Annotated in this window: 26 protein-coding genes; 7 read left to right on the top strand and 19 right to left on the bottom strand. The window is 62.3% G+C overall.

Going from position 1 to position 25,617, the window contains the following annotated elements; genetic code table 11:
* Positions 1-13: 13 nt before the first annotated feature.
* The 8 genes from ACSQ2A_RS02540 to ACSQ2A_RS02505 all read right to left on the bottom strand — a co-directional run bounded on the left by ACSQ2A_RS02540 (position 14) and on the right by ACSQ2A_RS02505 (position 5,936).
* Positions 14-505 (bottom strand): GFA family protein, encoded by a 492-nt coding sequence (locus tag ACSQ2A_RS02540; RefSeq protein WP_436070949.1) that lies wholly within the window; start codon positions 503-505, stop codon positions 14-16.
* The gene (locus ACSQ2A_RS02535; protein WP_436070948.1) at positions 505-1,038 is read right to left on the bottom strand and encodes a GFA family protein; all 534 of its coding nucleotides are present in this window, start codon (positions 1,036-1,038) and stop codon (positions 505-507) included. Before ACSQ2A_RS02535 ends, ACSQ2A_RS02540 begins: the two co-directional genes overlap by 1 nt.
* Positions 1,039-1,509: a GFA family protein gene (locus ACSQ2A_RS02530; RefSeq protein WP_436070947.1), complete on the bottom strand. Its 471-nt coding sequence runs from the start codon at positions 1,507-1,509 to the stop codon at positions 1,039-1,041.
* Positions 1,496-1,879: a VOC family protein gene (locus ACSQ2A_RS02525; protein ID WP_436070946.1), complete on the bottom strand. Its 384-nt coding sequence runs from the start codon at positions 1,877-1,879 to the stop codon at positions 1,496-1,498. The genes ACSQ2A_RS02530 and ACSQ2A_RS02525 overlap by 14 nt, the downstream gene beginning before the upstream one ends.
* Positions 1,880-1,951: 72 nt before the next feature.
* Entirely contained in the window at positions 1,952-2,371 is a 420-nt protein-coding gene (locus tag ACSQ2A_RS02520; RefSeq protein WP_436070945.1) for an endonuclease domain-containing protein, read from the bottom strand.
* A 101-nt stretch (positions 2,372-2,472) separates the two neighbouring features.
* Positions 2,473-3,891, bottom strand: a complete 1,419-nt coding sequence (gene cysS, locus ACSQ2A_RS02515) for a cysteine--tRNA ligase (RefSeq protein WP_436070944.1) — start codon at positions 3,889-3,891, stop codon at positions 2,473-2,475.
* 444 nt (positions 3,892-4,335) lie between these two features.
* Positions 4,336-4,785, bottom strand: a complete 450-nt coding sequence (locus ACSQ2A_RS02510; protein ID WP_436070943.1) for a cytochrome c — start codon at positions 4,783-4,785, stop codon at positions 4,336-4,338.
* Positions 4,786-4,928: 143 nt separating this feature from the next.
* Positions 4,929-5,936, bottom strand: a complete 1,008-nt coding sequence (locus ACSQ2A_RS02505; protein WP_436070942.1) for a fumarylacetoacetate hydrolase family protein — start codon at positions 5,934-5,936, stop codon at positions 4,929-4,931.
* A gap of 138 nt (positions 5,937-6,074) precedes the next feature.
* Between ACSQ2A_RS02505 and ACSQ2A_RS02500 the strand changes: the two genes are divergently transcribed.
* Positions 6,075-7,232 carry a DUF2865 domain-containing protein gene (locus ACSQ2A_RS02500; RefSeq protein WP_295411017.1) on the top strand — a complete coding sequence of 386 codons (1,158 nt, stop codon included), beginning with the start codon at positions 6,075-6,077 and terminating at the stop codon, positions 7,230-7,232.
* On the opposite strand, the gene gltX is transcribed toward ACSQ2A_RS02500, so the two are convergent.
* The 3 genes from gltX to ACSQ2A_RS02485 form a co-directional block, all read right to left on the bottom strand.
* Positions 7,177-8,502 (bottom strand): glutamate--tRNA ligase, encoded by a 1,326-nt coding sequence (gltX, locus tag ACSQ2A_RS02495; RefSeq protein WP_436070941.1) that lies wholly within the window; start codon positions 8,500-8,502, stop codon positions 7,177-7,179. The genes ACSQ2A_RS02500 and gltX overlap by 56 nt on opposite strands.
* Complete coding sequence (locus tag ACSQ2A_RS02490; protein WP_436070940.1) at positions 8,499-10,166, bottom strand: NAD+ synthase; 1,668 nt, start codon at positions 10,164-10,166, stop codon at positions 8,499-8,501. The genes gltX and ACSQ2A_RS02490 overlap by 4 nt, the downstream gene beginning before the upstream one ends.
* Positions 10,167-10,271: 105 nt before the next feature.
* Positions 10,272-11,252: a hypothetical protein gene (locus ACSQ2A_RS02485; protein ID WP_436070939.1), complete on the bottom strand. Its 981-nt coding sequence runs from the start codon at positions 11,250-11,252 to the stop codon at positions 10,272-10,274.
* A 222-nt stretch (positions 11,253-11,474) separates the two neighbouring features.
* On the opposite strand from ACSQ2A_RS02485, the gene ACSQ2A_RS02480 reads away from it, so the two are divergent.
* Entirely contained in the window at positions 11,475-11,900 is a 426-nt protein-coding gene (locus ACSQ2A_RS02480) for a response regulator (protein ID WP_295411008.1), read from the top strand.
* 108 nt (positions 11,901-12,008) lie between these two features.
* Here ACSQ2A_RS02480 and ACSQ2A_RS02475 read toward each other — a convergent pair whose 3' ends face one another.
* The 5 genes from ACSQ2A_RS02475 to rpiA all read right to left on the bottom strand — a co-directional run bounded on the left by ACSQ2A_RS02475 (position 12,009) and on the right by rpiA (position 18,236).
* Positions 12,009-13,862 (bottom strand): PAS domain-containing protein, encoded by a 1,854-nt coding sequence (locus tag ACSQ2A_RS02475; protein ID WP_436070938.1) that lies wholly within the window; start codon positions 13,860-13,862, stop codon positions 12,009-12,011.
* 183 nt (positions 13,863-14,045) lie between these two features.
* Positions 14,046-15,422 carry a class II 3-deoxy-7-phosphoheptulonate synthase gene (locus ACSQ2A_RS02470; protein WP_436070937.1) on the bottom strand — a complete coding sequence of 459 codons (1,377 nt, stop codon included), beginning with the start codon at positions 15,420-15,422 and terminating at the stop codon, positions 14,046-14,048.
* Between the two features lie 81 nt (positions 15,423-15,503).
* Positions 15,504-16,880, bottom strand: coding sequence for a glutathione-disulfide reductase (gene gor, locus ACSQ2A_RS02465; protein WP_436070936.1), 1,377 nt, complete (start codon positions 16,878-16,880; stop codon positions 15,504-15,506).
* Between the two features lie 109 nt (positions 16,881-16,989).
* Complete coding sequence (locus ACSQ2A_RS02460; RefSeq protein ID WP_295410999.1) at positions 16,990-17,505, bottom strand: DUF2059 domain-containing protein; 516 nt, start codon at positions 17,503-17,505, stop codon at positions 16,990-16,992.
* 32 nt (positions 17,506-17,537) lie between these two features.
* Complete coding sequence (gene rpiA, locus ACSQ2A_RS02455; RefSeq protein ID WP_436070935.1) at positions 17,538-18,236, bottom strand: ribose-5-phosphate isomerase RpiA; 699 nt, start codon at positions 18,234-18,236, stop codon at positions 17,538-17,540.
* Positions 18,237-18,486: 250 nt separating this feature from the next.
* Between rpiA and ACSQ2A_RS02450 the strand changes: the two genes are divergently transcribed.
* The 3 genes from ACSQ2A_RS02450 to ACSQ2A_RS02440 all read left to right on the top strand — a co-directional run bounded on the left by ACSQ2A_RS02450 (position 18,487) and on the right by ACSQ2A_RS02440 (position 21,118).
* On the top strand, positions 18,487-19,080 hold the full coding sequence (locus ACSQ2A_RS02450) for a L,D-transpeptidase (RefSeq protein ID WP_436070934.1): 594 nt from the start codon (positions 18,487-18,489) through the stop codon (positions 19,078-19,080).
* 113 nt (positions 19,081-19,193) lie between these two features.
* Entirely contained in the window at positions 19,194-20,219 is a 1,026-nt protein-coding gene (gene moaA, locus ACSQ2A_RS02445) for a GTP 3',8-cyclase MoaA (RefSeq protein WP_436070933.1), read from the top strand.
* A gap of 47 nt (positions 20,220-20,266) precedes the next feature.
* Positions 20,267-21,118 (top strand): phosphotransferase family protein, encoded by an 852-nt coding sequence (locus ACSQ2A_RS02440; protein ID WP_436070932.1) that lies wholly within the window; start codon positions 20,267-20,269, stop codon positions 21,116-21,118.
* On the opposite strand, the gene ACSQ2A_RS02435 is transcribed toward ACSQ2A_RS02440, so the two are convergent.
* Complete coding sequence (locus ACSQ2A_RS02435) at positions 21,115-21,525, bottom strand: VOC family protein (protein ID WP_295410992.1); 411 nt, start codon at positions 21,523-21,525, stop codon at positions 21,115-21,117. The genes ACSQ2A_RS02440 and ACSQ2A_RS02435 overlap by 4 nt on opposite strands.
* A 4-nt stretch (positions 21,526-21,529) precedes the next feature.
* Positions 21,530-22,009: an Lrp/AsnC family transcriptional regulator gene (locus tag ACSQ2A_RS02430; protein WP_035086672.1), complete on the bottom strand. Its 480-nt coding sequence runs from the start codon at positions 22,007-22,009 to the stop codon at positions 21,530-21,532.
* Between the two features lie 285 nt (positions 22,010-22,294).
* Here ACSQ2A_RS02430 and ACSQ2A_RS02425 point away from each other — a divergent pair, with 285 nt between their 5' ends.
* Entirely contained in the window at positions 22,295-23,821 is a 1,527-nt protein-coding gene (locus ACSQ2A_RS02425; protein WP_295410989.1) for a sensor histidine kinase, read from the top strand.
* Between the two features lie 70 nt (positions 23,822-23,891).
* Entirely contained in the window at positions 23,892-24,530 is a 639-nt protein-coding gene (locus ACSQ2A_RS02420; RefSeq protein WP_436070931.1) for a DUF6683 family protein, read from the top strand.
* Here ACSQ2A_RS02420 and cobT read toward each other — a convergent pair.
* A complete protein-coding gene (cobT, locus tag ACSQ2A_RS02415; RefSeq protein WP_436070930.1) occupies positions 24,511-25,533 on the bottom strand; it encodes a nicotinate-nucleotide--dimethylbenzimidazole phosphoribosyltransferase in 1,023 nt (340 codons plus the stop codon). The two genes, ACSQ2A_RS02420 and cobT, sit on opposite strands and share 20 nt — an antisense overlap.
* Between the last annotated feature and the right edge of the window lie 84 nt (positions 25,534-25,617).

Raw genomic sequence — 25,617 nt, 5'->3', positions numbered from 1 at the left:
CTGTTAGTCTTGGTTATTTCAGGGGCCAGGTGGCCGTGTCGTGATCGGGGTGCTGGTTGTTGGTGGCCTTGATGCCGCTCCACCAATCCTGCCGATTGGGGTCTTCGGTAATGCCGCCGTGCTCAATCACGGGTAGCGTATCGAACCAGGGGACCCGGCTTTCATTGCCGGTATTGGCACCGGGCGGGAACAGCTCGGGATGATCGAGCGAGCCGATGGTGAAATTGACGCGGTTGCCGGTGAGGTCTTCGTAGAAAAGAGGTGTGCCGCACTTGTTGCAGAAGCCGCGATCGACGTGGTCGGAACTGCGGAAGCGGCTGGGCTCGCCGCGGGTCCAGGTGATAACTTCACGCGGGGCGGCGACGAGGGCGGCAAAGATATTGCCCACCGCCTTCTGGCACATGCGGCAGTGGCAGATGTGCGAATTGTCGAACATTTCGGTGGCGTGATAGCGCACGGCGCCGCATTGGCAGCCGCCGCTGACCTCCATCTTGTAGCGGTCCATCAGGTGGTCTCCTTGGGCGGCCAGGTCTCGGTGTCGTGATCCGGATGCTGATGATTGCTGCGCTTGATGGCTTGCACGAGCGTGTCATCGCCCTGGCCGGTGATGGTGGCGATATGGGCGACGACATCGGCCGCCCAGGAAATGCGGCCCTCTTCGCCATAAAAATGGGTGGGGCGCATGGCTTCGGGATTGTCGAGGGAGCCGATGGTGATGGAAACCCACGATTGATCGGGCGTGCGCCAGGCGAGCGGGGTGCCGCAGGCCGCGCAGAAGCAGCGCTCGCCTTCGTCGGAAGTGCGAAAGACCGAGAGCTGGCCGCGGGTCAATTCGAAAAAGCGCGCGGGAACCCCGGCAAAGCTGCCGAAGAGATTGCCCGAGGCCTTCTGGCACATGCGGCAATGACAGATGCAGGGGCGCGCGGGCTGGCGATGGAGCGCATAGCGCACCGCGCCGCACTGGCAGCCGCCGGTGATACGCACATCGTCTCCGCTTTCATCCTTACGCCAGGCCAGGCTCTCCTCCGCGCCGGACATTTATTCCTGCCTCGGCGGCCAGGCTTCCGTATCGTGGTCCGGATGCTGGTTGGAATGGATGCCGGCCATGAAGTCGCGCCATTCGTCGCTGACTTCGCTGCGCATGGGCAGACTGGTCAGCGTGTCGAAGAAGGGCAGCTTGTCGGCGGGATTTACCTGAATTTCGGGGGCGGCGACGGTGGGATCGTCGAAGGCGCCGATGGCGAGTTCGAGGCCGAAGCGGGTTTCATAGGCGAGCGGGGTGCCGCAATCGCCGCAGAAGGCGCGGCGGGCAGCGTCCGAACTCTGGAACCATTTGGGTTCGCCACGGGTCCAGGTGGCGTTGTGTGACGTGACCAGCGGGCCGAAAAAGCCGCCGAACGCCTTTTGACACATGCGGCAATGGCAGATGGAGGGGCGGCCGAGACGTGTGACGCGGAAACGAACCGCGCCACACTGGCAGCCCCCGGTATGGGCATCATTGGGGGGCATGGCAGACCACTTCGATATTGTTGCCATCGGGATCGAGCACGAAGGCGGCGTAGTAGTTTTCGCTATAATGCGGGCGCAGGCCCGGGCCGCCATTGTCACGGCCACCGGCGGCCATTGCGGCGGCATAGAAGGCGTCGATCGCGGGGCGATTTTCCGAGGCGAAGGCGTAGTGGCGGCCGGGGCCGGTATCCCTAGCTTCGGTCAGCCAGAAATCGGGATGGCCCTTGCCATAGCCGCCGACCTTGACGCCGCCGGTATATTCTTCTGGCACCTGCATCAGAAAGCTGATGCCCAGGGGGGCGAAAGCTGCGTCATAGAAAGTTTTGGCCTTGTTCCAGTCCGCGACGAGAATTCCGACGTGATCAAGCATGGTGGTAGCTCCTGTGTTGAGGAGGCCATGGAGATGGGGGCTTGTGGTCAGGGTGTGTCAGGAGGAATGCTGTCATTGGGGTTTCTCGTGGAGAGTGGCCCATATGGTTTCGCTGACGTCGTCGGGACGGGCGAGGATGTCGTTGTTCCAGAGGCGGAGGAGACGGAAATTTAGCGCGTGGAGGTAGGTATCGCGGGTGAGATCGCGGGTGGATTCAGCGTGTTGGGAGCCGTCGGCTTCGATGATAAGGCGAGCATCGAGGCAGACGAAGTCGGCGATGTAGTGATCGACCGGAAACTGCCGGCGGAATTTGAAACCGGAGAAGCGCCGGCTTCGCAAAAGACTCCACAGCCGCTGTTCGGCTTCAGTCGGTTCGTGGCGCATGGAGCGGGCGCGGCCGCGGAGGAGACCGGAAACTTTTCGATGCTTCGGCGAAGAATACCCCTCATCCGCCCTTCGGGCACCTTCTCCCGCAAGGGGAGAAGGGGGCACCGGGGACTGGGCGGCAGAGGAGCTCCCCTCGCCCCTTGCGGGAGAGGGTGGATCGGCCGGAGGCCGAGACGGGTGAGGGGTTTGTTCGGGAGCCCGAAAACTCACCTCTTCACCTCCCATTTGGTCGCGCGCTGGCCTTGTTCGTCCTTGTAGTCGAGGAGGGCGATGCCTTGGGCGGCGAGGTCGTTGCGGATGGCGTCAGCCCTGGCAAAATCCTTGGCATTGAGGGCCGCGAGGCGGTCGGCGATGGCGTTGGCGATGTGGGCGGGGGCTTCCCAGCCGTCGTTGGAGTCGAGGAGGCTATCGAGGCTGAAGCCGAGGAAGCGCAGGGTGGCGGCGAGGCAATGTTTGGCATTGCCCTCTTCGCGGTTGGCTTTCTTGGCGATGAAATCGAGCGCGACGCTGGCGCGATGGAAGTTGAGGTCGTCGGCCAGTTCATTGACCACCGAGGCGTCGGGGGCCTCGCCTTCGGCAAGGGTGGCGCCGCGGGCGGCGCGTTGCCAGTCGCGGAGTTTTGCCTCGGCCTCTTCGAGGCGCTTTACCGTGAAGTCGATGGGCTCGCGATAGTGGGTCATGAGCATGGCGAGGCGCAGAACGTCGCCGATCCAGGCGCGGCCGCCCATGGCGCCGGTTTCCAAGAGTTCGTTGATGGTGACGAAATTGCCGAGGCTCTTGGACATTTTCTGTCCTTCGACCTGCAGGAAGCCGTTGTGCATCCAGACATTGGCCATGGCATGGGTGCCATGGGCGCAACGGGACTGGGCGATTTCGTTTTCGTGGTGCGGGAAGATCAGGTCGAGCCCGCCGCCATGGATGTCAAAAGTCTGGCCGAGATAGCGCTCGGACATGGCGGAGCATTCGATATGCCAGCCGGGGCGGCCGCGACCCCAGGGGCTCGGCCAGCCGGGTTCGGTTTCCGAGGAGAGTTTCCAGAGGACGAAGTCGGCCGGGTCTTCCTTGTGGGCTTCGACCGCGACGCGGGCGCCGGCGAGATTGTCTTCGAGATTGCGGCCGGAGAGCTGGCCGTAATCTTCCATGGAACGGGTGCGGAAGAGGACTTCGCCGCCGGCATTATAGGCGTGGTTCTTTTCGATCAGCGCCGAGATCAGGGTTTGCATCTCGGTGATGTTGTCGGTGGCGCGCGGCTGATGCGTCGGCTGCAGCGTGCCAAGGGCCTTCACGTCGGCGAGGAACTGGTTCTCGGTCTTTTCCGTGACCTTGCGGATCGCCTCGTTGAGCGGCAGATCGGGGAAATCGCGGAGGGCGCGGGCGTTGATCTTGTCGTCGACGTCGGTGATGTTGCGCACATAGGTGACGTGGCTTTGGCCATAGACATGGCGCAGCAGCCGGAAGAGCACGTCGAAGACGATGACCGGGCGCGCATTGCCGATATGGGCGAAGTCATAGACCGTCGGACCGCAGACATACATGCGCACATTGGTCGCATCCATGGGCGCGAAGGGCGCCTTGGTGCGGGTGAGCGTGTTGTAGAGGGTGATCTGCGGCTTTGCCGTGGTCATCGAGAGGTCCTATGGGCCAGACGGTATGGTCTTAGGTGGTTGCGCTGTCGAACCGGAAAAGTGGCTTCCACTTTTCCTGACAACGCTCCGCTGGCGGGAGCCTCTATCTTCAGAGAATTTTAGATGAAGAAGACCGCTCCGCCAACGCTTGGGTTAGCAGGTAATAATGCAGGCGGTAATGGTGCACTTGGTCTTCATGGGCGGGAGATTGGCCGCGCGCACTGAATAAATCAAGCGCAAAAGAAAAGAGGGCGGCCCGAGGGCCGCCCATTTCGCTTTGGAGGCGAACATCATCCAAGGGAGGATGATCTGGCTAACTGCCACTCGACCATGGGCCTTGTGGCGTAATTCTAAACTGCTCCTGACCGCCATTCGACCGTAGGTCTCATGGCCTGATCCCCTAAAATCGCTCCACTGGAGCGATTTTGCCCTGTGGGCTGCGGATCAGCTCCGGAACTGCTGATGGCATTGGCCGCAGGTGCCGCCAATGGCTTGAAGAGCTGCGGCATAGGCCGCGGCATCGCCCGCTTCGGCGGCGGCAAGGCCGCTTTCGGCGGCAGCTATGCCCGTGTCGACGATGGCTGCGAATGCATCCCAGTTTTCCCAGATGGCGGGAAGCGCCTTGGATTCACCCACGATCGAGCCTTCGGGGAAAAGGGCCGTGATATGGCTATAGTTGTCGCGCAGCTTGGTCATGGCGGCGACGGCTTCGGCACCGGTCAGGTTGCCGGCAGTGCGCAAAATGCCACCATCTTCACGCATCAGGTTTTGACGCATGGTGACGGCCTCTTCGGGCGTCGCCGGCGGGGTAAAGGCGTCTTGCGCCAGGGCCGCGACGGTGCCGACAGCGAGGACAGCGGCGACGGCGATCACGGAAAACTTCTGAAAAATCATAGGCTGCACCCTCAACATGCGTTTGCTGCCAACCGCTCCAAGCGTCGGCACGACGTCTTGCCGGTCTCCTCCCCCGGCAGGGTGACACTGCCATGCGGCTGCATCGCTCCCAACGTCAACACAGGAATGTTACCGAATTGAGGTCAGGTGGAGAGCGCCACCACGGTCTGGTCGATATCGCCGAAAACCGAGCGCCCGCCGGTGCCGATGGCCGCGATGCGAACGCGGTCGCCGGGCTTGAGGAACGGCGTGCGGGCGCGGCCGAATTTCGCCTTTTCGGCGGTACGCGCCTCGGCGATGCAGCCAAAGCCGATGCCGTCTTCCTTGATGGGAAGGGTCGCGTCGTGATGGTTGGCGATGGTGCCGGAGCCGATGATGGTGCCGGCGCCGAGCTGGCGGGTGCGGGCGGCTTCGACGATGAGATCGACGAGGTCGAAGTGGACGTCGACGCCGGCATTGGGCTGGCCATAGAGCGTGCCATTGACCTCGACGCGGACGGGCAGGTGCAGGCGATTGTCGCGCCAGCGGTCGCCGAGCGTGTCGGGAGTGACGACGACGGGGGCAAAGCTGGTGGAAGGCTTTGAGTGGAAGAAACCAAAACCGTTTTGCAGGTCGTCGGCGACGAGGCGGCGGAGGGAGACGTCGTTGCAGATGGTGACGAGGCGAATGGCTGAGGCGGCCTGTTCGCGGCTGGGGCGCATGGGTACGGCACCGATGATGACGGCCACCTCGACCTCGAAATCGAGCGCGAGGTCATCCTCAGGGACGACGATGGGGTCGGAGGCGCCGGAGAGCGAATCGGAGCCGCCCTGGTAGAGCAGCGGTCGGACAGATTGCAGCTCTTCGTCCTTGCTGCCCTTGAGGGAGCGGACGCGTTCGAGATGGCCCATATAGCCGGCGCCATCGATCCACTGGAAAGCGCGGGGCAGCGGGGCAAGGACGGCGGAGGGCTCGAAGGGCTGGCCCGATATTTCGCCCTTGTCGAGCTGGCCTGAGAGAGCCGCGAGGGCCGGAGACAAGCGATCCCAATCGTCCAGAGCCGCTTGCAGGCTGGGGGCGATGCGGCCGGCGGAGACACAGCGCGAGAGATCGTGGGAAACGACAACCAGTTGCCCGTCGGGGCGGTTCGCGCGGAGGGTGGCGAGTTTCATGGACGGGCGATCTCTCTTTTGTGTTGCCTGGCGGCGATATCGTCGGCGTTTCAGATTGCTATAGTGTTGCCATTGTCGCCAGCGATGTCTTAAGGCGACATACGGCCGCCTGATATGGCCGACGAACAGGACCCATTCGTGACCTTATCTGCTTCTGGTTTTCGCGCGTCGATTTTGCTGCTTCTGGCGGCACTGATTTTTACGCTCGATGTGCAGACCGTCTATGCCCAATCGACCCAGTGCATGCAGCTCGACAATGCCTTGCGCCAGTTCGACCGCAATGGCGACTTCCGACAGATGCAGAACAATTCGGGCGCGGCGCGGCAATTGCAGCGCGACGTGCAGGCGGCGGAAAGCCAGTATATTCGCGAGGGCTGTAACGACGCGGCGCGAGCCGGGCAGCAGCTGACGCGGCAGTGCCAGCAGATCGCCCGGGCGGTGCTGAGCCTGCGCGACGAGTTCGCCAAGGTTTCCCAATCGGTCGACACGGCCAATGCCGTGGCGCAGCAGCGCGAGGCTATTTTGCAGGAGATGGCGCGCTTTGGCTGCAATGCCGGCTCGTCCGCCACGTTCAACCAGGAACGCCAGTCGATCTTTGATCGCGTCTTCGGCTCGACCTCGGAAGGCGATTTCACCAATGGCGACATGGTGGATGGTGGCGACTACTGGGGCTATCAGGGCTATGCGACCGTGCGCACCGTCTGTGTGCGGCTTTCAGACGGCTATTTCTGGCCGATCAGCTATTCGACCCTGCACGAATATATCGGCAACGACCTGCAGCAGTGTCAGGCCATGTGTCCTAACACGCAGGTCGACCTCTATTACTATGACAATCCCGGCCAGGAGCCGGAGCAGATGCAGAACGTCTATGGCTCGCCCTATACGTCGCTGCCCACCGCCTTTGCCTATCGCAACCAGTTCGACAAGAATGCCAGCTGCAAGGTGGCGCCGAAGACCGACGGCACGGTGACGCTCACCGCATCAGGTGGCGGCGATGCGAAGGCCATGCTCGATATTGCCGGCCTGTCCTTCCCCCTGCCCCGGCGCGATCCGCGCGGCGCGGTGCCGGTGACACCGGTTCAGGCGGCGCCGGTCGAGGCCGTTGCGGCTGTGGCCATGATCGATGTGCCCCTGCCCCGCCCGCGTCCGGCGGGTCCAGGCGAAGTCGCTGTCCGCCCCAGCGCCAGCCAGACGCCGGCCGAGGCGGACCTGCGGATCGTTCACTTCGGTGAAAAGACCGTCAGGGTAGTCGGTCCAGACACGCCTTACGCCCAAGCAGGACGAGCAGGGACTTAAGCTCCGGACCATCATGGCGGCCCGTGAGGGCCATGCGGAGCGGCATGAACAAGGGCTTGCCCTTGCGTCCGGTCGCGCCCTTGAGGGCATTGGTCCAGGTGGACCAGGTGGTTTCGTCCCAGGGTTCGGGCGGCAGCATGGCCTTGGCGAGGTCGAGGAACTCGCGGTCTTCGTCGGCGACAACGGGCTCAATGGGGCCGGTGACGAGCTTCGACCATTCGGCAATATCGGGGAAGCGCACGAGGTTTTCGCGCAGGAGAAGCCAGATGGCTTCGCCTTCGAGGCCCATGGAGGAGAGGCGCGGGAGCGCTTCCTCATAAGACATGGTGTGGAGGAGGCGCGCGTTGAGGCTGTCGAGTTCGGCGGGATCGAACCGGGCGGCGCCGTGTGAAATCATCGAGAGTTCGAGTTTTTCGGCAATGGCGTCGAGGTTTTCGTAGGGCTCGATGGGAAGGCTGGTGCCGGTGAGGGTCGCCATGATGGCAACCGCGAGCGGTTCATAGCCTTCATTGCGGAAATCGGAAATCGACTGAGAACCCAGGCGCTTGGAAAAGCCCTGGCCAGCGGCGTCGGTGAGGAGATTGTGGTGGGCGAAGGTCGGGACCGTGCCGCCGAGGGCCTCGATGATCTCGATCTGGGTGCCGGTATTGGAGACGTGGTCTTCGCCGCGAATGACGTGAGTGATGCCGAGGTCGATGTCATCGACCACGGATGGCAGCGTATAGAGATAGGAGCCGTCGGCGCGGATGAGGACCGGGTCGGACATGGAGGCGGTGTTGACCGTCTGCTGGCCCTTGATAAGGTCCTGGAACTGCACCGGGCGGCCATCGAGCTTGAAGCGCCAATGGGGCTTGCGGCCTTCGGCTTCGTATTTGGCCTTTTCTTCTTCGGTCAGGCTGAGCGCGGCGCGGTCATAGATTGGCGGCTTGCCGAGAAGGCGGGCGCGGGCGCGCTTGCGGTCGAGTTCGTCTTCGGTTTCGTAGGCCGGATAGAGGCGGCCGGCGGCGATCAGCTTGTCGCGGGCGGCGTCATAGAGCGCGGTGCGTTCGGATTGGCGGACGAGAAGATCTGGCGTTACGCCCAGCCAGGCGAGATCGACTTCGATGCCATCGGCGAATTCGCGGGTGGAGCGCGCCAGATCGGTGTCGTCCATGCGCAGGACATAGCGGCCGCCGGTGCGGCGGGCGAAAAACCAGTTGAGCAGCGCCGGGCGGGCATTGCCGAGATGGATGCGGCCCGTGGGAGACGGGGCCCAGCGAACGACGGTCATCCGACGGTCACGTCCTTATAGCCATTGGTGATGGGGTATTTGCGGCCAAGGCCGAAAGCGCGCGGGGTCAGCTTTGGACCCGGAGCGGACTGGCGGCGCTTGTATTCGGCGATGTTGATGAGGCGTTCGATGCGCTTGACCAAAGCGGGATCGTGTCCGCGGGCGACGACATCGCCGAGGCTCATCTCGTCCTCGACAATGGAGCGCAGGATATCGTCCAAGACCGGATAGGGCGGCAGGCTGTCCTGATCGGTCTGGTTGGGGCGCAATTCGGCTGAGGGGGCCTTGTCGATGATCGACTGGGGGATGACTTCGCCCGAGGGCCCAAAACTGTCGCCGGGCATATGCTTGTTGCGCCAATCGGCCAGCGCATAGACTTCCATCTTGAACATGTCTTTCAGCGGGTTGTAGCCGCCGTTCATGTCGCCATAGATGGTGGCGTAGCCGACGCCCATTTCGGACTTGTTGCCGGTGGTGAGGAGCATGGAGCCGAGCTTGTTGGAGACGGCCATGAGCACGACGCCGCGCATGCGCGACTGGATGTTTTCTTCGGCGAGATCGGCGGGGCGATTGTCGAAGATGGGCGCGAGTTCGACGAGCGCATCGTCGACCGGATTGCCGATGGAGACGATGTCGTAGCGCACGCCGAGGCGCTCTGCGCAGTCCCTGGCGTCCTTGAGGCTTTCGTCCGAAGTGTAGCGATAGGGCAGCATGATGCAGTGGACTTTTTCGGGTCCAAAGGCATCGACGGCCATGGCGGCGACGACCGCGCTGTCGATGCCGCCGGAGAGGCCGAGCACGACGTGGCTGAAGCCGTTCTTGAAAACATAATCGCGGAGGCCAAGGACGGCGGCGCGCCAGGGGGCTTCCTCGACCGAGGTCAGCTCTTCGATGCGGCCATTGTCAGAAGTCCAGGTATCGCCTTCGCGGTGCCAGTCGGAAACCAGGAAGTCGGTTTCAAAAGACTTGCCCTGGAGGACCAGCTTGTCGCCGGGGGCGATGGCGAAGGAGGCGCCGTCGAAGACGAGTTCGTCCTGGCCACCGACCTGGTTGAGATAGATCAGGGGGACGTCGTGTTCCACGGCGTGCTTGCGCACCAGTTCCTTGCGGATGTGCTGCTTGTTGGTCCAGTAGGGCGAACCATTGGGACAGAGCAGGATTTCGGCGCCTTCGCGCATGAGGTGTTCGCAGACCCAGGGGTGCCAGATGTCTTCGCAGATCGGGATGCCGACCGAGACGCCCTTGATGGTCACCGGCAGCGGCAGCGGGCCGGCGGCGAAGTAGCGCTTTTCGTAGAAGACGTCGTCATTGGGCAGCTCTCGCTTGAAGCGCAGGGCGAAGATATGGCCTTTTTCGGCGACGAGGACGGCATTGTGGAGGCCGGTCTGGTCCTTCCAGATGGTGGGCAGGACAAGGACCACATCGGTGCCGGCGGTTTCAGCGGCCAGGGTCTGGGCCGCGGCCATGGCGTCGGTGACGAACTGGTGCTTGAAGAGCAGATCGTCCGGGAAATAGCCGGTGAGGAACAGCTCGGACAGCATGAGGATGTCGGCCTTGGCGGCAACCGCGTCGGCAAGGGCCTTCTTGGCCAAAGCGAGATTGCCGGGAAGGTCGCCAACCTTGGGATTGAGCTGGGCAAGCGCAATTCTGAGCTGGTCGGTCACGGAGGAAACCTAAGCAAATGGACGGACCGCCCGGCCTGCGGCCGAACGCGGGCAAGACTTAGCCTCTGGACCGTGGGAGAGCAAGCGCCGGGGAGGCGCCCTGCCCTAGAAGCGGCCGGTGACTTCGAGGAGTGCACCGTAACGCAGCATGGAGAAGGGGTTGTTGTTGGAGATGTAGCGCTGGCGTTGCGCGCCAGATCCCACGACGGCCACTTCTTCCCACGTGGCGTCGTATTGACCCGTCAGGTACGAGGCGCGGCCACCCACGCGAATGGAGAGATTTTCGGTGGGGCGGAAGCCGACCATCAGCTTGCCACTCGCGCCATAGGCGTGGCCATTGATGGCGACAGCAGAACCCTGCGCCAGCGTCGTGCCAATGGGTGGTGGATCTTCAACTTGCAATGCACCGTAAGTGCCAGTGACCCAGGAATAGGGAATTGCCGCAGCCTCACCGAAGATGTCGAAGTTCCCGAAGTCCATCTTGCCGGCAAGACCGAGCTTGGCGCTGTGAATCTCGAAATTGTTGATCTTGCTGTCGCCGCCGCCGGAGAGATTATACACCCCACCGCCCACATTGACGGCGCTGGTCCCCGTCAGGAAGTTGGCGCGACCGGTGTCCGGCGAGTCGTTCATGTACTGATAGCCAGTGACCATACCGAAATTGAAATGATCGCTACCAAGGGGAAGCCAACCGAAATCAAGGCCGGCGTAGCCCAGGCGCGCGGCCGGCAGGCTCACCGACGGGCCGCCATTGGTGGAATAGGTGCCTTCGTGAGCGACGCCATAGCCGCCGAAGGCTTCGAGGAATGAGTTCGTGGAATCATCGTTGATACGGGCATAGGCTTCGCCCGTGTGACTGCGGGTTTCCATGGTTTGGGTAAAGGTGCCGACCGAATGCTCCTGCTTGCCGATCGAATACCAGTAACGCACGCCGACATCGAAGCTCAGCGGATCATCCGCTTCCGGCTGCCACTGATCGGGATAGGAGGGACGCAGGCCGGGGAGCGCGCCATAGTCTGCAGCAAGCACTTGCTGGGTCGCGGCGCTCGAAAGAAGCACAAGGGCGCTCAATGCAAATTGCTTCATCACACACTCCCGATCGGCTTTACCGTCAAACATCGTGGAATGTTTGTGAATGATTAGGGTTAATGTTCCACTAAGCTAGCGGTTGGGGCGATTGGTGCTTTGGTAACTTCCTTGGCCGAAAATACCGTTTGCAGGCCTCCATTGTCTGTGCTGCATGCAACCGAGGCGACGAGTCGGGAGTTTGTCGGGTCAAATGAACGTTTCTCAGAAGCCAGTCTTGTAATGTCGTGCCGTATTCTCATCGTTGAAGACGAAATCTTCGTCGCTTCCGAAATCGAACAGATCGTTGCCGAGATGGGGCACGATCCCGTTGGCATAGCCGCCGACAAGAAGAGCGCCCTGCGCTTTGCAGGCGACACCGAGGTCGCTCTCGTCGACCTCAACCTGCGCGATGGCGCGACGGGTATCGAGATCGGCAAGATCCTGGCGCAGACCCATGGGGCGAGCGTCATCTTCATCACCGCCAACCCGGCCCAGCTTGGTACCGGGGTGCCCGGCACCATTGGCGTCGTCTCCAAGCCCGTGGCCGAGAGAGACCTGCGCGACGTTGTCGACTATGCAGTGGCGCGCCGTGCCGCCGCCGAGGCCAAGCCCCCGCGGCGCCTGCGGCTGTTTGATTGGCCAGATGGAAGCCCGATCGCGACTTAAGCTAAAGCGCGTCGCGATCCCGAGGGATCGCTCTGTGCGCATCAGCTCTTTCACGCATGTCTTTGTCCCGAAACCGGTGACCACTTTCGGGAGACATGCTTTCGCGCTTCAAGCGTCTTCGGCCTTTTCGGCCGGGCGCAAGCGGCTCGAACGGGTCAGTGCAGCAAGCGGCAGGGACACTTCCACCCGCAGCCCGTCCTTTTCCCAGAAACGCTCGATCGAACCACGCAATTGACCGCTCACGGATAGGTCAATGAGCTTTGAGCCGAAGCCTGACAGGTTGCTGGGCTCCTTGATCTCGGGACCACCGTGTTCTTTCCACGTCAGGTGGAATTGCTCCCCTTCGGTGCGGCCGGAAATGCCCGTCCAGCCTTCGGGCCGGCTCAGGGCGCCATATTTGGCGGCGTTGGTCGCCAATTCGTGGAAGAGCAGAGCGAGGGGCGTCGCGGCCGCATCGTCGATGACGGTGTCCTCGCCCGAAAAGCGGACGCGGTTTTCGCCATCTTCGCCTTCATAGGGGCGCATGAGCCGGGTGACGAGCGCCGAGAGCGTGCCCTGCCCTGCCTGGCTGGTTGAGAGATAGTTTTGCGGGCGGACGAAGTCATGGGCTTCACCAAGCGCAAAGATGCGTTGCCGCAACTGCTCGGCGAATGGCTTGACCTCGGGTTGGCCGCGGGCCGAAAGCGAGACGATGCCGGTCAGGACGGCAAAAATGTTCTTGATGCGATGGCTCAGTTCCTGGGCCACCAATTCACGCTCCTCGGCAACGAGGCGCGAGTCGTGGATATCGGTGCAGGTGCCGATCCAGCGCAGGATGTGCCCGTGCTTGTCGCGAACGGGCAGAGCCCGCCCCAGCGTCCAGCGATATTCGCCGCTGTGATGGCGCAGGCGATATTCGATCTGATAGGGCTCGCCGGTTTCCAGCGAATGACGCCACAATCCCCAGGCGCGCTCCTGATCTTCGGGATGGAACATGTTGTTCCAGCCTTCGCCGTCGGTCGAGCCGACGGGCACGCCGGTGAAATCGTACCAGCGCGCATTGTAGTAGTCGTGGAAGCCGTCGGGCCGCGTCGCCCAGACCATTTGCGGCATGGTATCGGCCAAGGTGCGGAATTCGAGTTCGCTCTTGGCCAGGGCCTCTGCGGCACAGTGCTGATCGGTAATGTCGATGGCGACGCCCGGAAAACGGTAGACCTTGCCATTGGCATCCATGCGCGGGCGACCGGACACCATGAGCCAGCGGCGGACACCATCCTCGCTGACCACGCGATATTCGCTGCGGAACTCGGTACCGTCCTTGATGGCCTGCTGCAATTCGGCATTCACGCGCGGCAGATCTTCGTGCTCGATGGCGAGCAGATATTGCTCGAGCGGCGCGCCGAGGCCGGCGATCTGGGAATCGATATTGTAGAGGCGCGCGAACTGATCGTCGGCGGTGACGATATTGTTGACGACGTCCCAATCCCAGGTGCCGACCAGAGCAGAACTGGACAGCGCCAGCGTCAGGCGCTCCTCGCTGCGGGCCAGCGCCTTCTCGGTGAGAATCCGGTCGGTGGTTTCGTGGACAATGCAGAGCGTGCCCATGGAGAGGCCGTTGTCGCCAGTGATGGGGCTGTAGTGAAGGTCCATCCAGCTCGTTTCGAGCTGTCCATGGCGATTGAGCTCCAGTTCCTGGTCGCGCAGCAACCAGGATTCCCCGCTGAGGCCGCGCTCTATATTGAGGCTGTTGAACTCGGCGATCTCGGGCCAGGCCTCTTCGGCGGGCATGCCGAAAATCGCCGGGTGTCGCTGGCCCGCAAAGCGGGCATAGGCATCGTTGTAGATGAGGATGCCTTCTTCGCCCACCATCATGACCATGGGCGTGGAGGCAACGATGACCAGGCGCACGGCGCCCTTGAGACTGTCCGGCCAGTCGGGAATCGGGCCCAGAGGATTCTGGGTCCAATCATAGTCGTTGAGCAACTTGACTGTCGGGTCTCGTTCAAGCGCGGCTCGAGTTTCGGGCGCAGCGTGGGGAAACAGAGATCTCGGCATTACCTACTCACCTTGACGAAGCACCATCCTGTGCCCGGATGCGGGCAAAGAAAAGGCCACGCGCCCAAAATGAACGCGCGGCCCCTATTTGGGTTCACCTTGAAACAGAGACTATTCGCCGGCGACGCGACGCTGGACCGGCGGCTTCTGGGAATGCACTTCCTCGGCGACGAGGAAGGCCAGTTCCAGGGCCTGGCTGGCATTGAGGCGCGGGTCGCAATAGGTGTTGTAGCGATCGGCCAGGGTGGTTTCGGTGACCGCCGAGAGGCCACCGACGCATTCGGTGACGTCGTCGCCGGTCATTTCGATATGCACGCCGCCGGCATAGGTGCCCATTTCGCGGTGCACGTCGAAGAAGTTGCGCACTTCGGTGAGGACACGATCGAAGGGGCGGGTCTTGTAACCGGTGGATGCCTTGATGGTGTTGCCATGCATGGGGTCGCAGCACCAGACAACGGTGCGGCCGGCCTTCTGCACGGTCTCGATAAGGCGCGGCAGGTGCTCGTGCACCTTTTCGGCGCCGAAGCGCGAGATCAGGGTGATGCGGCCGGCTTCGTCGGTCGGGTTGAGCCGATCGAGCAGGCGCAGGAGATCGTCATTGGCAAGGCTTGGGCCGCACTTGATGCCGATCGGGTTGTGGATGCCGGCGAAGTATTCGACGTGAGCGGAATCGGGCTGGCGGGTACGATCGCCGATCCAGAGCATGTGGCCCGAGGTCGCGTACCAGTTGTTGGTGATGGAATCGCGGCGGGTCAGGGCTTCTTCATAGCCGAGAAGCAGGGCTTCGTGGCTGGTGTAGAAGCTGGTCTGCTTCAGGGCCGGGGTGTTTTCCGGGTTGAGGCCGAGGGCCGCCATGAAGGTGATGGCGTCATCGATCTTCTTGGCAACTTCCTCGAAGCGGACGTTCCAGTTGGACCCCTTCATGAAGCCCATGGTCCATTCGTGGATGCGCGTCAGCTCGGCATAGCCGCCCATGGAGAAGGCGCGCAGCAGGTTGAGCGTTGCAGCCGACTGGCGATAGGCCTGCAGCATGCGGTCCGGATCGGGCACGCGGGCGGCTTCGTTGAACTCGATGGCATTGATGATGTCGCCGCGATAGCTCGGCAGCTCGACGCCGTCGATGATTTCCGTATCGGCCGAGCGGGGTTTGGCAAACTGGCCGGCGACGCGGCCGACCTTGACGACGGGCTTCGAGGCGCCGTGGGTCAGGACAACAGCCATCTGCAGGAAGACGCGGAAGAAGTCGCGGATATGGTCCGCGCCATGTTCGGCAAAGCTTTCGGCGCAGTCTCCGCCCTGGAGGAGGAAGGCCTCGCCACGGGCAACGGCGGCAAGGCGAGCCTTGAGTTCGCGCGCTTCGCCGGCAAAGACCAGCGGGGGAAAGGTCGAGAGCTGGCGTTCGGCCTCGGCGAGAGCTGCCGGATCGGGATAGGCAGGAACCTGCTTGATCGGCTTTTCGCGCCAGCTATTGGGGGTCCACGTGGTCATGGTCATCTCGCTCACCCGGGGGCATCCTTGGGTGCGGGCGGTCTACCAAGCCACGCGGGCCCTGCCAAGGCCTAAGCGCGGTCAAGCGGCCTTCTTGCCATCCCGATAAATGTAACTAGGGGCCTTGAAGGTCACGAGTTCCTCCGCGGCGCTCGGGTGGAGCGCGATGGTGCGGTCGAAATCGGCCTTGGTGGCGCCCATGCCGACGGCTATGCCGACAAGCTGGATCATTTCGGCGGCGCTGGGCCCGAGGATATGGACGCCCAGCACTTTGCCTTCGTTCTTCTCGGTGATGAGCTTTAGGACCATGCGCTCGGTCCTGGTGGACAGCGTGTTCTGCATGGGGCGGAAGCGGGCGACGTAGACGTCGATATCGCCATGGGTGGCGGCCTCCTCTTCGTTGAGGCCGACCACGCCGATTTCGGGCTCGCTGAAAACGGCGGTCGGGATGATCGAGTGGTCAACGGCCTGCGGCTTGTTGTTGTAGACCGTCTCGGCAAAGTACCAGCCTTCGCGGATGGCGACCGGGGTGAGTTGGGCGCGACCGGTAACGTCGCCTACGGCGTAGATCGAGGGGGCGGAACTCTGCGAATAGGCGTCGACGGCAACGCTGCCATCGGCGTTGAGTTCTACGCCGGCGGTTTCGAGACCGAGGCCGGTCGTATTGGCGCGGCGGCCGGTGGCGAACATCACCGCATCATAGGGAGCGGTGACGCCATCGCTGAAGGTGGCGTGGACAGCCTCGCCCATCTTGGAGAGCGAGGCGATGGTGGTCTGATAGATCAGCCTGACGCCGCGGGTGGTGAGGCCTGCTTCAAGGCCGATCCGCATGTCTTCGTCGAAGCCGCGCAAGACGCGGTCGCCGCGATAGATCAGGGTCGTATCGACGCCGAGGCCGGCAAAAATGGTGGCGAACTCCACCGCAATATAGCCGCCGCCCTCGATGAGGATGGTTTTGGGCAGGGTCGGCAGGTCGAAGGCTTCGTTGGAGGTAATGCCGAATTCAGCGCCGGGAATATTGGGAATGAAGGGGTGTGAGCCGGTTGCGATCAGCAAGCGCTCGGCGGTCAGCTCGCGACCAGAACCGAGGAGCTTGATGCTGTTGGGGCCGGTGACAACAGCGCGCTCCTTGATGATTTCCACACCGGGCTTTTCGAGATTGGCCGTATAGGCCGATTCAAGCCGGGTGATTTCCTTTTCCTTGGCGGCGACGAGCGTCGGCCAATCGAAACTGGCATCGACCTGCCAGCCGAAGCTGGGGGCGAGGTCGAACTGATCGGCAAAGCGGGAGGCATAGACATAGAGCTTCTTGGGGACGCAGCCGCGGATGACGCAGGTGCCGCCGACGCGGAACTCCTCGATGATGGCCACCTTGGCGCCATAGGTCGCCGACATGCGCGCAGCGCGCACGCCGCCCGAACCGGCACCGATCACCAGAAGATCGTAGTCGTAAGCCATGGAAGTCCCCAAGTCGTTCATCGTCACTTGACGATATATCTAGGCGTCTGTCGCGCACAAAAAAAGACCCCGCACATTGGCGGGGTCAATGGTTGGCAGAACCGATCGATCAGATTTCGATGTTCTGGGCCTTCAGCTCGGCACGAACCTTGGCGAAGAATTCGCGCTTGAGGTTGTTCGAGAAGACCTGCATCACGCGCTGGAGATCGGTGTTGATCTCGGAATTGGCCTGGGCCAGCTTCTGGCCGGTCGGTGTTTCGTAGAACGTCACGATCGCCTGCAGTTCCTCGGCGGTGAAGCGCAGGGCGTAGACGCGGGCGAACTGGTCGAGAAGCTCGCCCTTGCGGCCGCGATATTCCTCGATGACCTTGGTGATCGCCGCATTGGTCTCGTCGATGATCTCGGGATTCTGCGTGACGATCTGCTGCATCGCCTCGACGCCGGTCTCGACGATGGTGACTTCATAGACACCGCCGCGGTCAGTCAGGTCGATATACTTGCGCGCCAGTGCCAGCTGCTCGGGCGGCACTTCCTGCGCAAAGGCGGGGGCTGCGAGGCCAATCATGCTGGCAGTCACCACGGCCGCGAAGATCGCCTTGGCGCCGCGCATAAAATCCCTGTTCATCCGGTTCCCCATCTGTCTGTTGCGGGCTGACGTCATTTGCCCTTGAGAAGTGTTTTTACGCCATCGGGCGCTGCCACATAAGCCTTGCTGCACATATTGAGAAAAAGTCCGTGCTGGACCACTCCCGGAATGTCGAGCAGATCGCGTGAAAGCGCTTCTGGCTGCGAAATGCGGCCAAAAAAAGCATCAAGGATCAGGTGTCCCCCGTCGGTGACGAAGACTTCCTGCTTGTCTTCGCCGCGCAGCTTCAGCCCGCCCTCAGCCCCATGCGCCTTGATCACCGCGTCAACGGCGTGGCGTGTGGCGCCGAGGCCGAAGCGGTTGACTTCGATGGGTAGCGGGAAGCGGCCGAGGGTTTCGACCACCTTGGTGCTGTCGGCAATGACGATCATGGTGTCGGAGGCCGCTGCCACGATCTTTTCGCGCAGGAGAGCGCCACCGCCGCCCTTGATCAGATTGAGATTGGCATCGAGTTCGTCGGCCCCGTCGACCGTAAGGTCGAGCCGGCCGAGACGATCGAGGTCCGAGAGCGGAATGCCGAGGCTTTCGGCCTGGCGGGCAGTAACCTCGGAGGTCGGGACGCAGATCACGTCGAGGCCCTGGGCAACCTTGCTGCCGAGCAGGTCCACGAAATGACGGGCGGTCGAGCCGGTTCCAAGGCCAAGGCGCATGCCGGGGCGAACATCTTCAACGGCTCTCGCCGCTGCTTCGCGCTTGAGATCTTCAGACATGTTCACCTCGCTAATATGCAAGCGTGATGCAGGCTCGCAGACCATGCTGTCAAGCCTTGCTGGCCGGGCTGTTCACGCATTGGTGAATGGCCACTGTAGCGGCGCAGCAACACAATAAGGCAAGGGTGCCACGGATGTGGCTAAAAGGTGACTATTAACCCTTCTCGACTAAAATGCGGAAATGTAAATAGCGGCATTACTTGCGGTGACCGAATCATTGAGCCGCATTCATTCAGAGGCCTGGAAGAGCATGAAGTTTATGAAAGCGGCTATGGCCGTGGTGCTGTCGATCCTGTTGGCGGTAGGCATGGCCGTGCCAAGCCAGGCCGCCCGCGTCTACAATCCCGATACCAATACCTGGGAAGAACCTTCCGTTGTGGCTACGCGTAGCCGCGGCGGCAGCCCGGTCAAAAAGCAGATCGTCGACTACGACAGCAATTATGCAGTCGGCACGATCGTCGTTGAGACCGGCGAACGCCGTCTCTATTTGGTGCTCGAAGGCGGCAAGGCCATGCGCTACGGCATCGGTGTGGGCCGTGATGGCTTCACCTGGTCCGGTAGCCACCGCATCACCCGCAAGGCCGAGTGGCCCGGCTGGACCCCTCCCCCGGCCATGCGCAAGCGCGTTCCCGATCTTCCGGCCTATATGCCGGGCGGCCCGGACAATCCGCTTGGCGCCCGCGCCCTTTATATCGGCTCGACCCTTTATCGCGTGCACGGCACTTCGGAGCCCTGGTCTATCGGCCAGGCGGTGTCTTCGGGCTGCATCCGTCTCACCAATGACGACGTGACCGACCTTTATGAGCGCGTAAAGGTTGGCGCCCGGATCGTCGTCAATCACTAAGATCTGACGACAGGAATTTTGAAGGGGTCGCTTCGGCGGCCCCTTTTGCTTGGGGCAGGTGCGTACCAGCAGCGCAGAGATCGCAATTCCAATTGCGCCGCTAAAGCCTTAGAATGGCATTCATGAACGCGCCTTTCCTCCCGTCCCGTCCCCTGATCGACCGCTATGGCCGGACCATCAGCTATTTGCGGATTTCGGTGACGGATCGCTGCGATTTCCGCTGCGTCTATTGCATGGCGGAAGACATGGTCTTTCTGCCCAAGAAGGACGTGCTGAGCTTTGAGGAAGTCGAGACTATTGCCTCGGCCTTCATCGCACGCGGCACGACCAAGATTCGGCTGACCGGCGGCGAGCCGCTGGTGCGGCGCGATATCATGGATCTGGTGAGGAGCCTTGGCAGCCGCATCGGCTCGGGTCTCGAAGAGCTGACCATTACCACCAATGGCAGCCAGCTCGCCAAGCACGCCGAGGGCCTCTTCGCCGCCGGCGTGCGGCGGATCAACGTTTCGGTCGATACGCTCGACAAAGGCCGCTTTACCGCCATTACCCGCCGTGGACGCCTGCCCGACGTTCTGGCCGGGATCGAGGCGGCGCAGGCGGCGGGTCTCGCGATCAAGATCAACATGGTGGCGATGCGCGGCGTCAATGACGACGAGATCGAGCCGATGATGGCCTGGGCTCACGGCAAGGGCATGGGGCTGACGCTGATCGAAGGCATGCCGCTGGGCGAAGTCGGGATCGATCGCGTCGACAGCTATCTGCCGCTGCGCGAACTGCACGACCGGTTGGCGCGGCGCTATACGCTGACGCGGCTCGACAAGCGTACGGGCGGGCCGGCACGCTATGTGCATGTCGCCGAGACCGGGGGCGTGCTGGGCTTCATCACCCCGATGAGCCACAATTTCTGCGAAAGCTGCAATCGCGTACGCCTGACGGCGACCGGGCAACTTTTCCTGTGTCTTGGCCAGGAAGACCAGGTGAACCTGCGGGACGCGCTGCGGGAGGGCGGGCCGGAAGCGCTCGACGCGGCGCTGGATCAGGCCATGCTGATCAAGCCCAAGGGGCATGATTTCGTGTTGGATCGCGGCAGCACCGGCGCTCCGGCTGTGGCGCGGCATATGAGCGTCACTGGGGGCTAATGGCCGGGAACAAGCCGCCGATTGCAACAGAGGATGCAGTTGCATTCTTGCGCAGTACTGTTGGCGAAATTGAGCATCTGCATTCTCTAAGCGAAGGCGAGGAGTCACGGGCCTTTGGATTTCGCTGGAACGGAGAAGATCTCGTTCTGCGCATAAATGCCTCCCGTCGTGATTTCGACATGGACAGGATGGCTGGAGAACGCTTTAGCGCGGCGGACCTGCCCATTCCGGCAATCAGGCTGATTGCCCCGATGGGCCGCTACTACGCCTGCGTCTCGGAACGCGCGCTCGGGACAACCTTGCAGGATTTGGCCGCGGGCGGCGCCTATGACTATGGCCGTGCCATATGCAGTCTCCTGGACCGGCTAGAGCGGTGCGACATGGCCCGGGGCCAGGGTTATGGGCCAATTTCACCGGACGGGCTGGGTCGCCACAGAAGCTGGTCCGAGTTTCTCCTGTCGATGACGGCGCGGGATTGGACATTCCTTTCCCCTGTCGAGGCTGCGCGCCTGCCTCAATTGTTGGGGCGTATCGAGAGCGAAGCGGAATACAAGACCGAAGTCCGGCGGCTCATCCATGGGGATTTCGGATCGAACAATGTGCTGGTGGCAGATGGCCGAGTAACCGGTCTGATCGACTGGTCCGAGGCGATGGTCGGTGACTCGCTCTACGACCTCGCCAACATCTTCTTCTGGCGGCCCTGGCTCGACTGCATGGAACAGCAATGCCGCTATGTCATCGAAAACGAGCCGCACCGGCTCGACCAGCGGGACCGGCTCGTGACCTACGCCATCCATATTGGCCTTGGTACCGCCTATGAAGCGGCGAAGGCGGGCGACGAGGCACTAGCCGACTGGGCGTTGGACCGGTGCCATGCCCTACTTGAGGACGGACTTTAGCTCGTCCGTCCTGGGGCTCGTTCTATGAGCTCGACAAGGATGCCGTCATAGTCCCTTACGAAGGCGACGCGCTGGATCATTTCCTTGTGGAAGGCGGCGCGCGGCCGTTCCACCACCTCGATGCCCGCGGCCTCCAGCTCGGCGAATTTCTCGTCGACACTGGAAAAGGCGAAGGTGATGTGACGCAGGCCCGCTTCGTGATTGGGCACGTCGCGGAACCGGTCGACAGTCTTGGTGGCGGGGGCAAAGACCTCGAGCATGCCAGTGCCAGTATCAAAGAAGCCCATCTCGCCGCGGTCGACCGGCTTGCGTAGGGCCAGCTTGAGGCCGAGCAGGTCGCAATAGAAGGCGACCGCCCGGTCCATGTCCGAGACGGTCATGCCGACATGTTCGAAGCCAAGCAGCATGGCTTTACTTGTCGTCGTCGACGACGATGGCAAAGTCGAGCGGCAGGGCCGTGGTATATTTGATCTGGCCCATGGCGAAGGCGGAGCTGACATCGGTCAGGTTGATCTTGCTGATCAGGCGCTTGTAGAAAGCGTCATAGGCCTGGATATCGGGCACGACCACGCGCATCAGATAATCGACGTCGCCGCTCATGCGATAGAATTCCACGACTTCGGGGAATTCATCGATGACGCCGGAGAACTTGCGCATCCAGGCTTCGTTGTGCTCGTTGGTCTTGACCGAGACGAAAACCGTCACGCCAACATTGACCTTGTTGGGGTCGAGAACGGCCACGCGCCGCTGGATAACGCCGTCTTCTTCCATCTTCTGGATACGCCGCCAGCAGGGCGTGGTGGACAGCCCAACCTTGCGGCCGATCTCGGCCACCGGCATGGTTGCGTCTTTTTGCAGGAGCGTCAGTATCTTGCGGTCGATCTTGTCCAGTGCCATCAGGCCCTCTCTTTGAAATCAGTTTTTTCTTATTGACGATTTTTGGGGCACGTACGCAGCGGAAACTGCCATATCGGCATGCGGGGCGCAATAAAATTGCGTGAGGCACTCGTATTATGATTGGTAAGGGAGGATTAACCAGGCACTGGCCCGTTTCGCATCATTCGCGCCGCGATTGGAGCCCGAGTTTCACGGGGTGTTAACCACGCCTCGCCTAACTTCGGCACCGAGCGTTGCGATGGCCGTTGCCATTGCGTGAGTTAGTAATGAGTACCGTTCATGCCGTCTCAGCCGGCCAATAACGCGGACGTCCGCGCCCTCATGGGCCATGACGGCAAGCGCGCAGCCCAAAAGACCGTGCTCGAAGCACGCCAGAAGCTGACCTCCAGCTCCGGCACGCGTGCCGAATTCGACTTCCAACTCATGCACGACTATGCCGAGTCGCGGCGCGCTGCGGCGCTGCCCATGGCGGCTATCGTCGTCATTCTGGCCATCGTTTCGAGCTTCTGGGTGCCGGTTATCTTCTCGGCCTTCTGGGCCGGCCTCGTTATTTCGAGCCTTCTCGTCGTGGTGCTGGTGGCAAGCCGGTTCATCGCTCAGGACCCGTCCAAGTTCAACGCCTCGCGCTGGACGACGAGCTTTGTGGCTGCCGAGACGCTTTATGGTCTGGCCCTGTCGCTGCTGGCCCTTTCCACCATCGTTGCCAATCCGCATGACGTCGCGCCGGTGATGTTTGCCATGGTGCTGGTGAGCATCGCGGCCAATGCCATTGCTACCCATACCCTGCCCCCGGCCACGCTGATGAGCACACTGCCGGTGACGATTACCGTCACGATCAGCCTCCTGGCGCTGGGTGGCACGCTGAACTACACGCTGGCAGCAGTGACCGTTTGCGGCGAGATCTTTTTCGTTTTTCTGGCGCGTCAGCTTTATGCCTCCGACCTTGAGACCCTTTCGCACCAGTCGGAAAAGGACTCCCTGATTGCCGAGCTCGAAGAAGCCCGGCACATGTCGGACGAGGCCCGCCGGCATGCCGAGCAGGCCAATATCGCCAAGAGCCAGTTTCTCGCCACGATGAGCCACGAGCTGCGCACGCCGCTCAACGCCATTATCGGCTTTTCCGAAGTGCTGAAGTCCGAATTGCTGGGCGGCCACCAGGTGCCGCAATACAAGGAATATGCAGGCGACATTCATGCCAGCGGCCAGCACCTGCTCAACCTTATCAACGAATTGCTCGATCTCAGCCGTATCGAAGCGGGCAAGTATGAGCTGCACGAAGAAGCGGTCTCGATTGTCGATATTGCCGACGATTGCCAACGCATGATGCAGTTGCGCGCCAAATCCAAGGGCATCGAGCTGCAGTTTAGCTATGGCGACAATCTGCCAAAAATCTGGGGCGATGAGCGTGCCATCCGCCAGGTCGTGCTCAACCTGCTCAGCAATGCCATCAAGTTCACGCCCCAGCAGGGCAAGGTGTCGCTGGTGGTGACGCGCAGCGCCGATGGCGGCCAGCTCATTTCCGTCAAGGACAATGGTCCGGGCATTCCGGAAAACGAAATCGAGACCGTGCTGTCGTCATTCGGTCAGGGCTCGCTTGCCCACAAGACAGCCGAACAGGGCGCGGGCCTTGGCCTGCCGATCGTGCAGCGGATCATGGACCTGCATCAGGGACGGTTCGACCTCTTCTCGAAACTGCGTTTCGGCACGGAAGTGATCGCCACTTTCCCGCGTGCCCGCGTCATGGATGCGCTGGCTCCGGTGACCGAGCGCCGCAACAAGCTCGAAATCTATTCGCAGGCTGGTTGATCGGGCTGGGAGCAGGTCCCAAATTTGCCCTCATCGCCGTCTCTCCTGCTGGCGATCTGGGGTGCACGCTTTGAACCGAATACTTCGACTGATCGCTGCTTTGCTCCTGTTGCCGGGTCTCGCCCTGGCTCAGGACAATACTGCACCTGCCGCCCCTTTCGACACGAGCTATCCAGCCTCGGCTGTGATTTCGGCGCGTATCCAACGCCAGTTTCTCGACAGTGTCCGCTGGAGCGTCAGCGCCGAGGCCAGAAACAACCTTGCGGCGGCTTTTGCCGAGCGTCCGGCGCTCGAAATCTGGCAGGAACTCGTGGCCGCGGACGGGCTCAAGACGGGCAATGTGGCCGATGCCATCACCGCCTATTGGGTGCTGAACTGGGTGACGGCCAATGCCCGCTACAATTTCAAGGTGGACAATCGCCCCATCCAGGCGCAGCTGCAGGCGTCCATGGCGGCGGACGCCAATTTCCGCACGCTGAATGCGCTGCAGAAGCAGGAAATGGCCGAAAGCTATATCCTGCGCTTCCTTGTCGAGCATGCCGCGCTCAACGACGCCGTGGTGCGCAAGGATATCACGGCGCTGGGCAAGTTGGCGCTGGCCTCGGTGACGCGTTTCCGTCAGGAAATGGGGGTGGACCTGCTTGCCCTCGAGCCGGGGCCCGAGGGCTTTGCACCAAAGGCGCGGCCGGTCAATCCAGCCGGCGACTGACCGAAGCGCTGTCGAAGGTCGCCATATTGGTGTGGAGATGCAGGGCCGTCTTGGCCAGGACGACGCCAAGCGCCGCGCCCGTACCCTCGCCGAGATGCATGCCGAGATCGAGCAGCGGTGCCTTGCCCATATGCTCCAGCACGCGAGCGTGAGCGCCTTCGGACGTGACATGGGCAAAGAGGCAGTGGTCGATGGCTTCGGGATTGACCGCATGGGCGATGGCGGCAGCGGCAGTTGCGACATAGCCGTCGATGACCACCGGCACCTTCTGGTGGCGCGCGGCGATCAGCGCGCCGAGCATGGCGGCGACTTCGCGGCCGCCGAGGCGGGCGAGGATCGAGAGCGGATGGCCGAGTGCGTCCTGGTGCAGCGCCAGGGCTTGGTCGATGGCGTTGACCTTGCGGGCATAGCCGGCGTCGTCGACGCCGGTGCCGCGACCAGCCCAATCAGCGCCGGTGCCGCCATAGAGGGCGGCGAAGATGGCGGCGGCGATGGTGGTATTGCCGATGCCCATTTCGCCGAGCCCGATGATGTCGGGCTTTCCGGCCACCGCTTCCATGCCATAGGCGATGGTAGCGGCGCACATCTGGTCGTCGAGCGCGGCTTCCTGGGTGATGTCGCCGGTGGGCAATTCGAGCGCGAGTTCGAAGACGCGCAGGTTGATTTCATGCAGGCCGCAAATCTGCGAAATGGCGGCGCCGCCATTGGTGAAGTTGGCGACCATCTGCGCCGTCACGTCCTGCGGGAAGGCCGAAACGCCCTGATCGGCCACGCCGTGATTGCCGGCAAAAATGGTGACCATTGGATTTTCGAGGCGCGGGGTCTGGCGGTGCTGCCAGCGGGCGAGAAATTCTACGAGCTCTTCGAGGCGTCCGAGCGAGCCGGCCGGCTTGGTCAATTCGGCATCGCGGCGGCGAACTGCGGCGACGGCGGCCTCATCGCCATCGGGTACGGCGGTCAGCAGTTCCACGATATCGGCGAAGGCAGGATTGAGCGCAGGCATTTTGGGAGTCCGAGATGGCCAAGAGGTGCGGACTTGTTGCCCAGAATGGCCCCAATTGCAATTGAGGCGCGGCGCGGCGAAGCT

This window comes from Devosia sp. LjRoot3, assembly GCF_964252865.1.
Lineage (GTDB): Bacteria > Pseudomonadota > Alphaproteobacteria > Rhizobiales > Devosiaceae > Devosia.
Note: the sequence above shows the minus strand (reverse complement) of the source record. Positions and strands in the feature narration are given on the sequence as shown.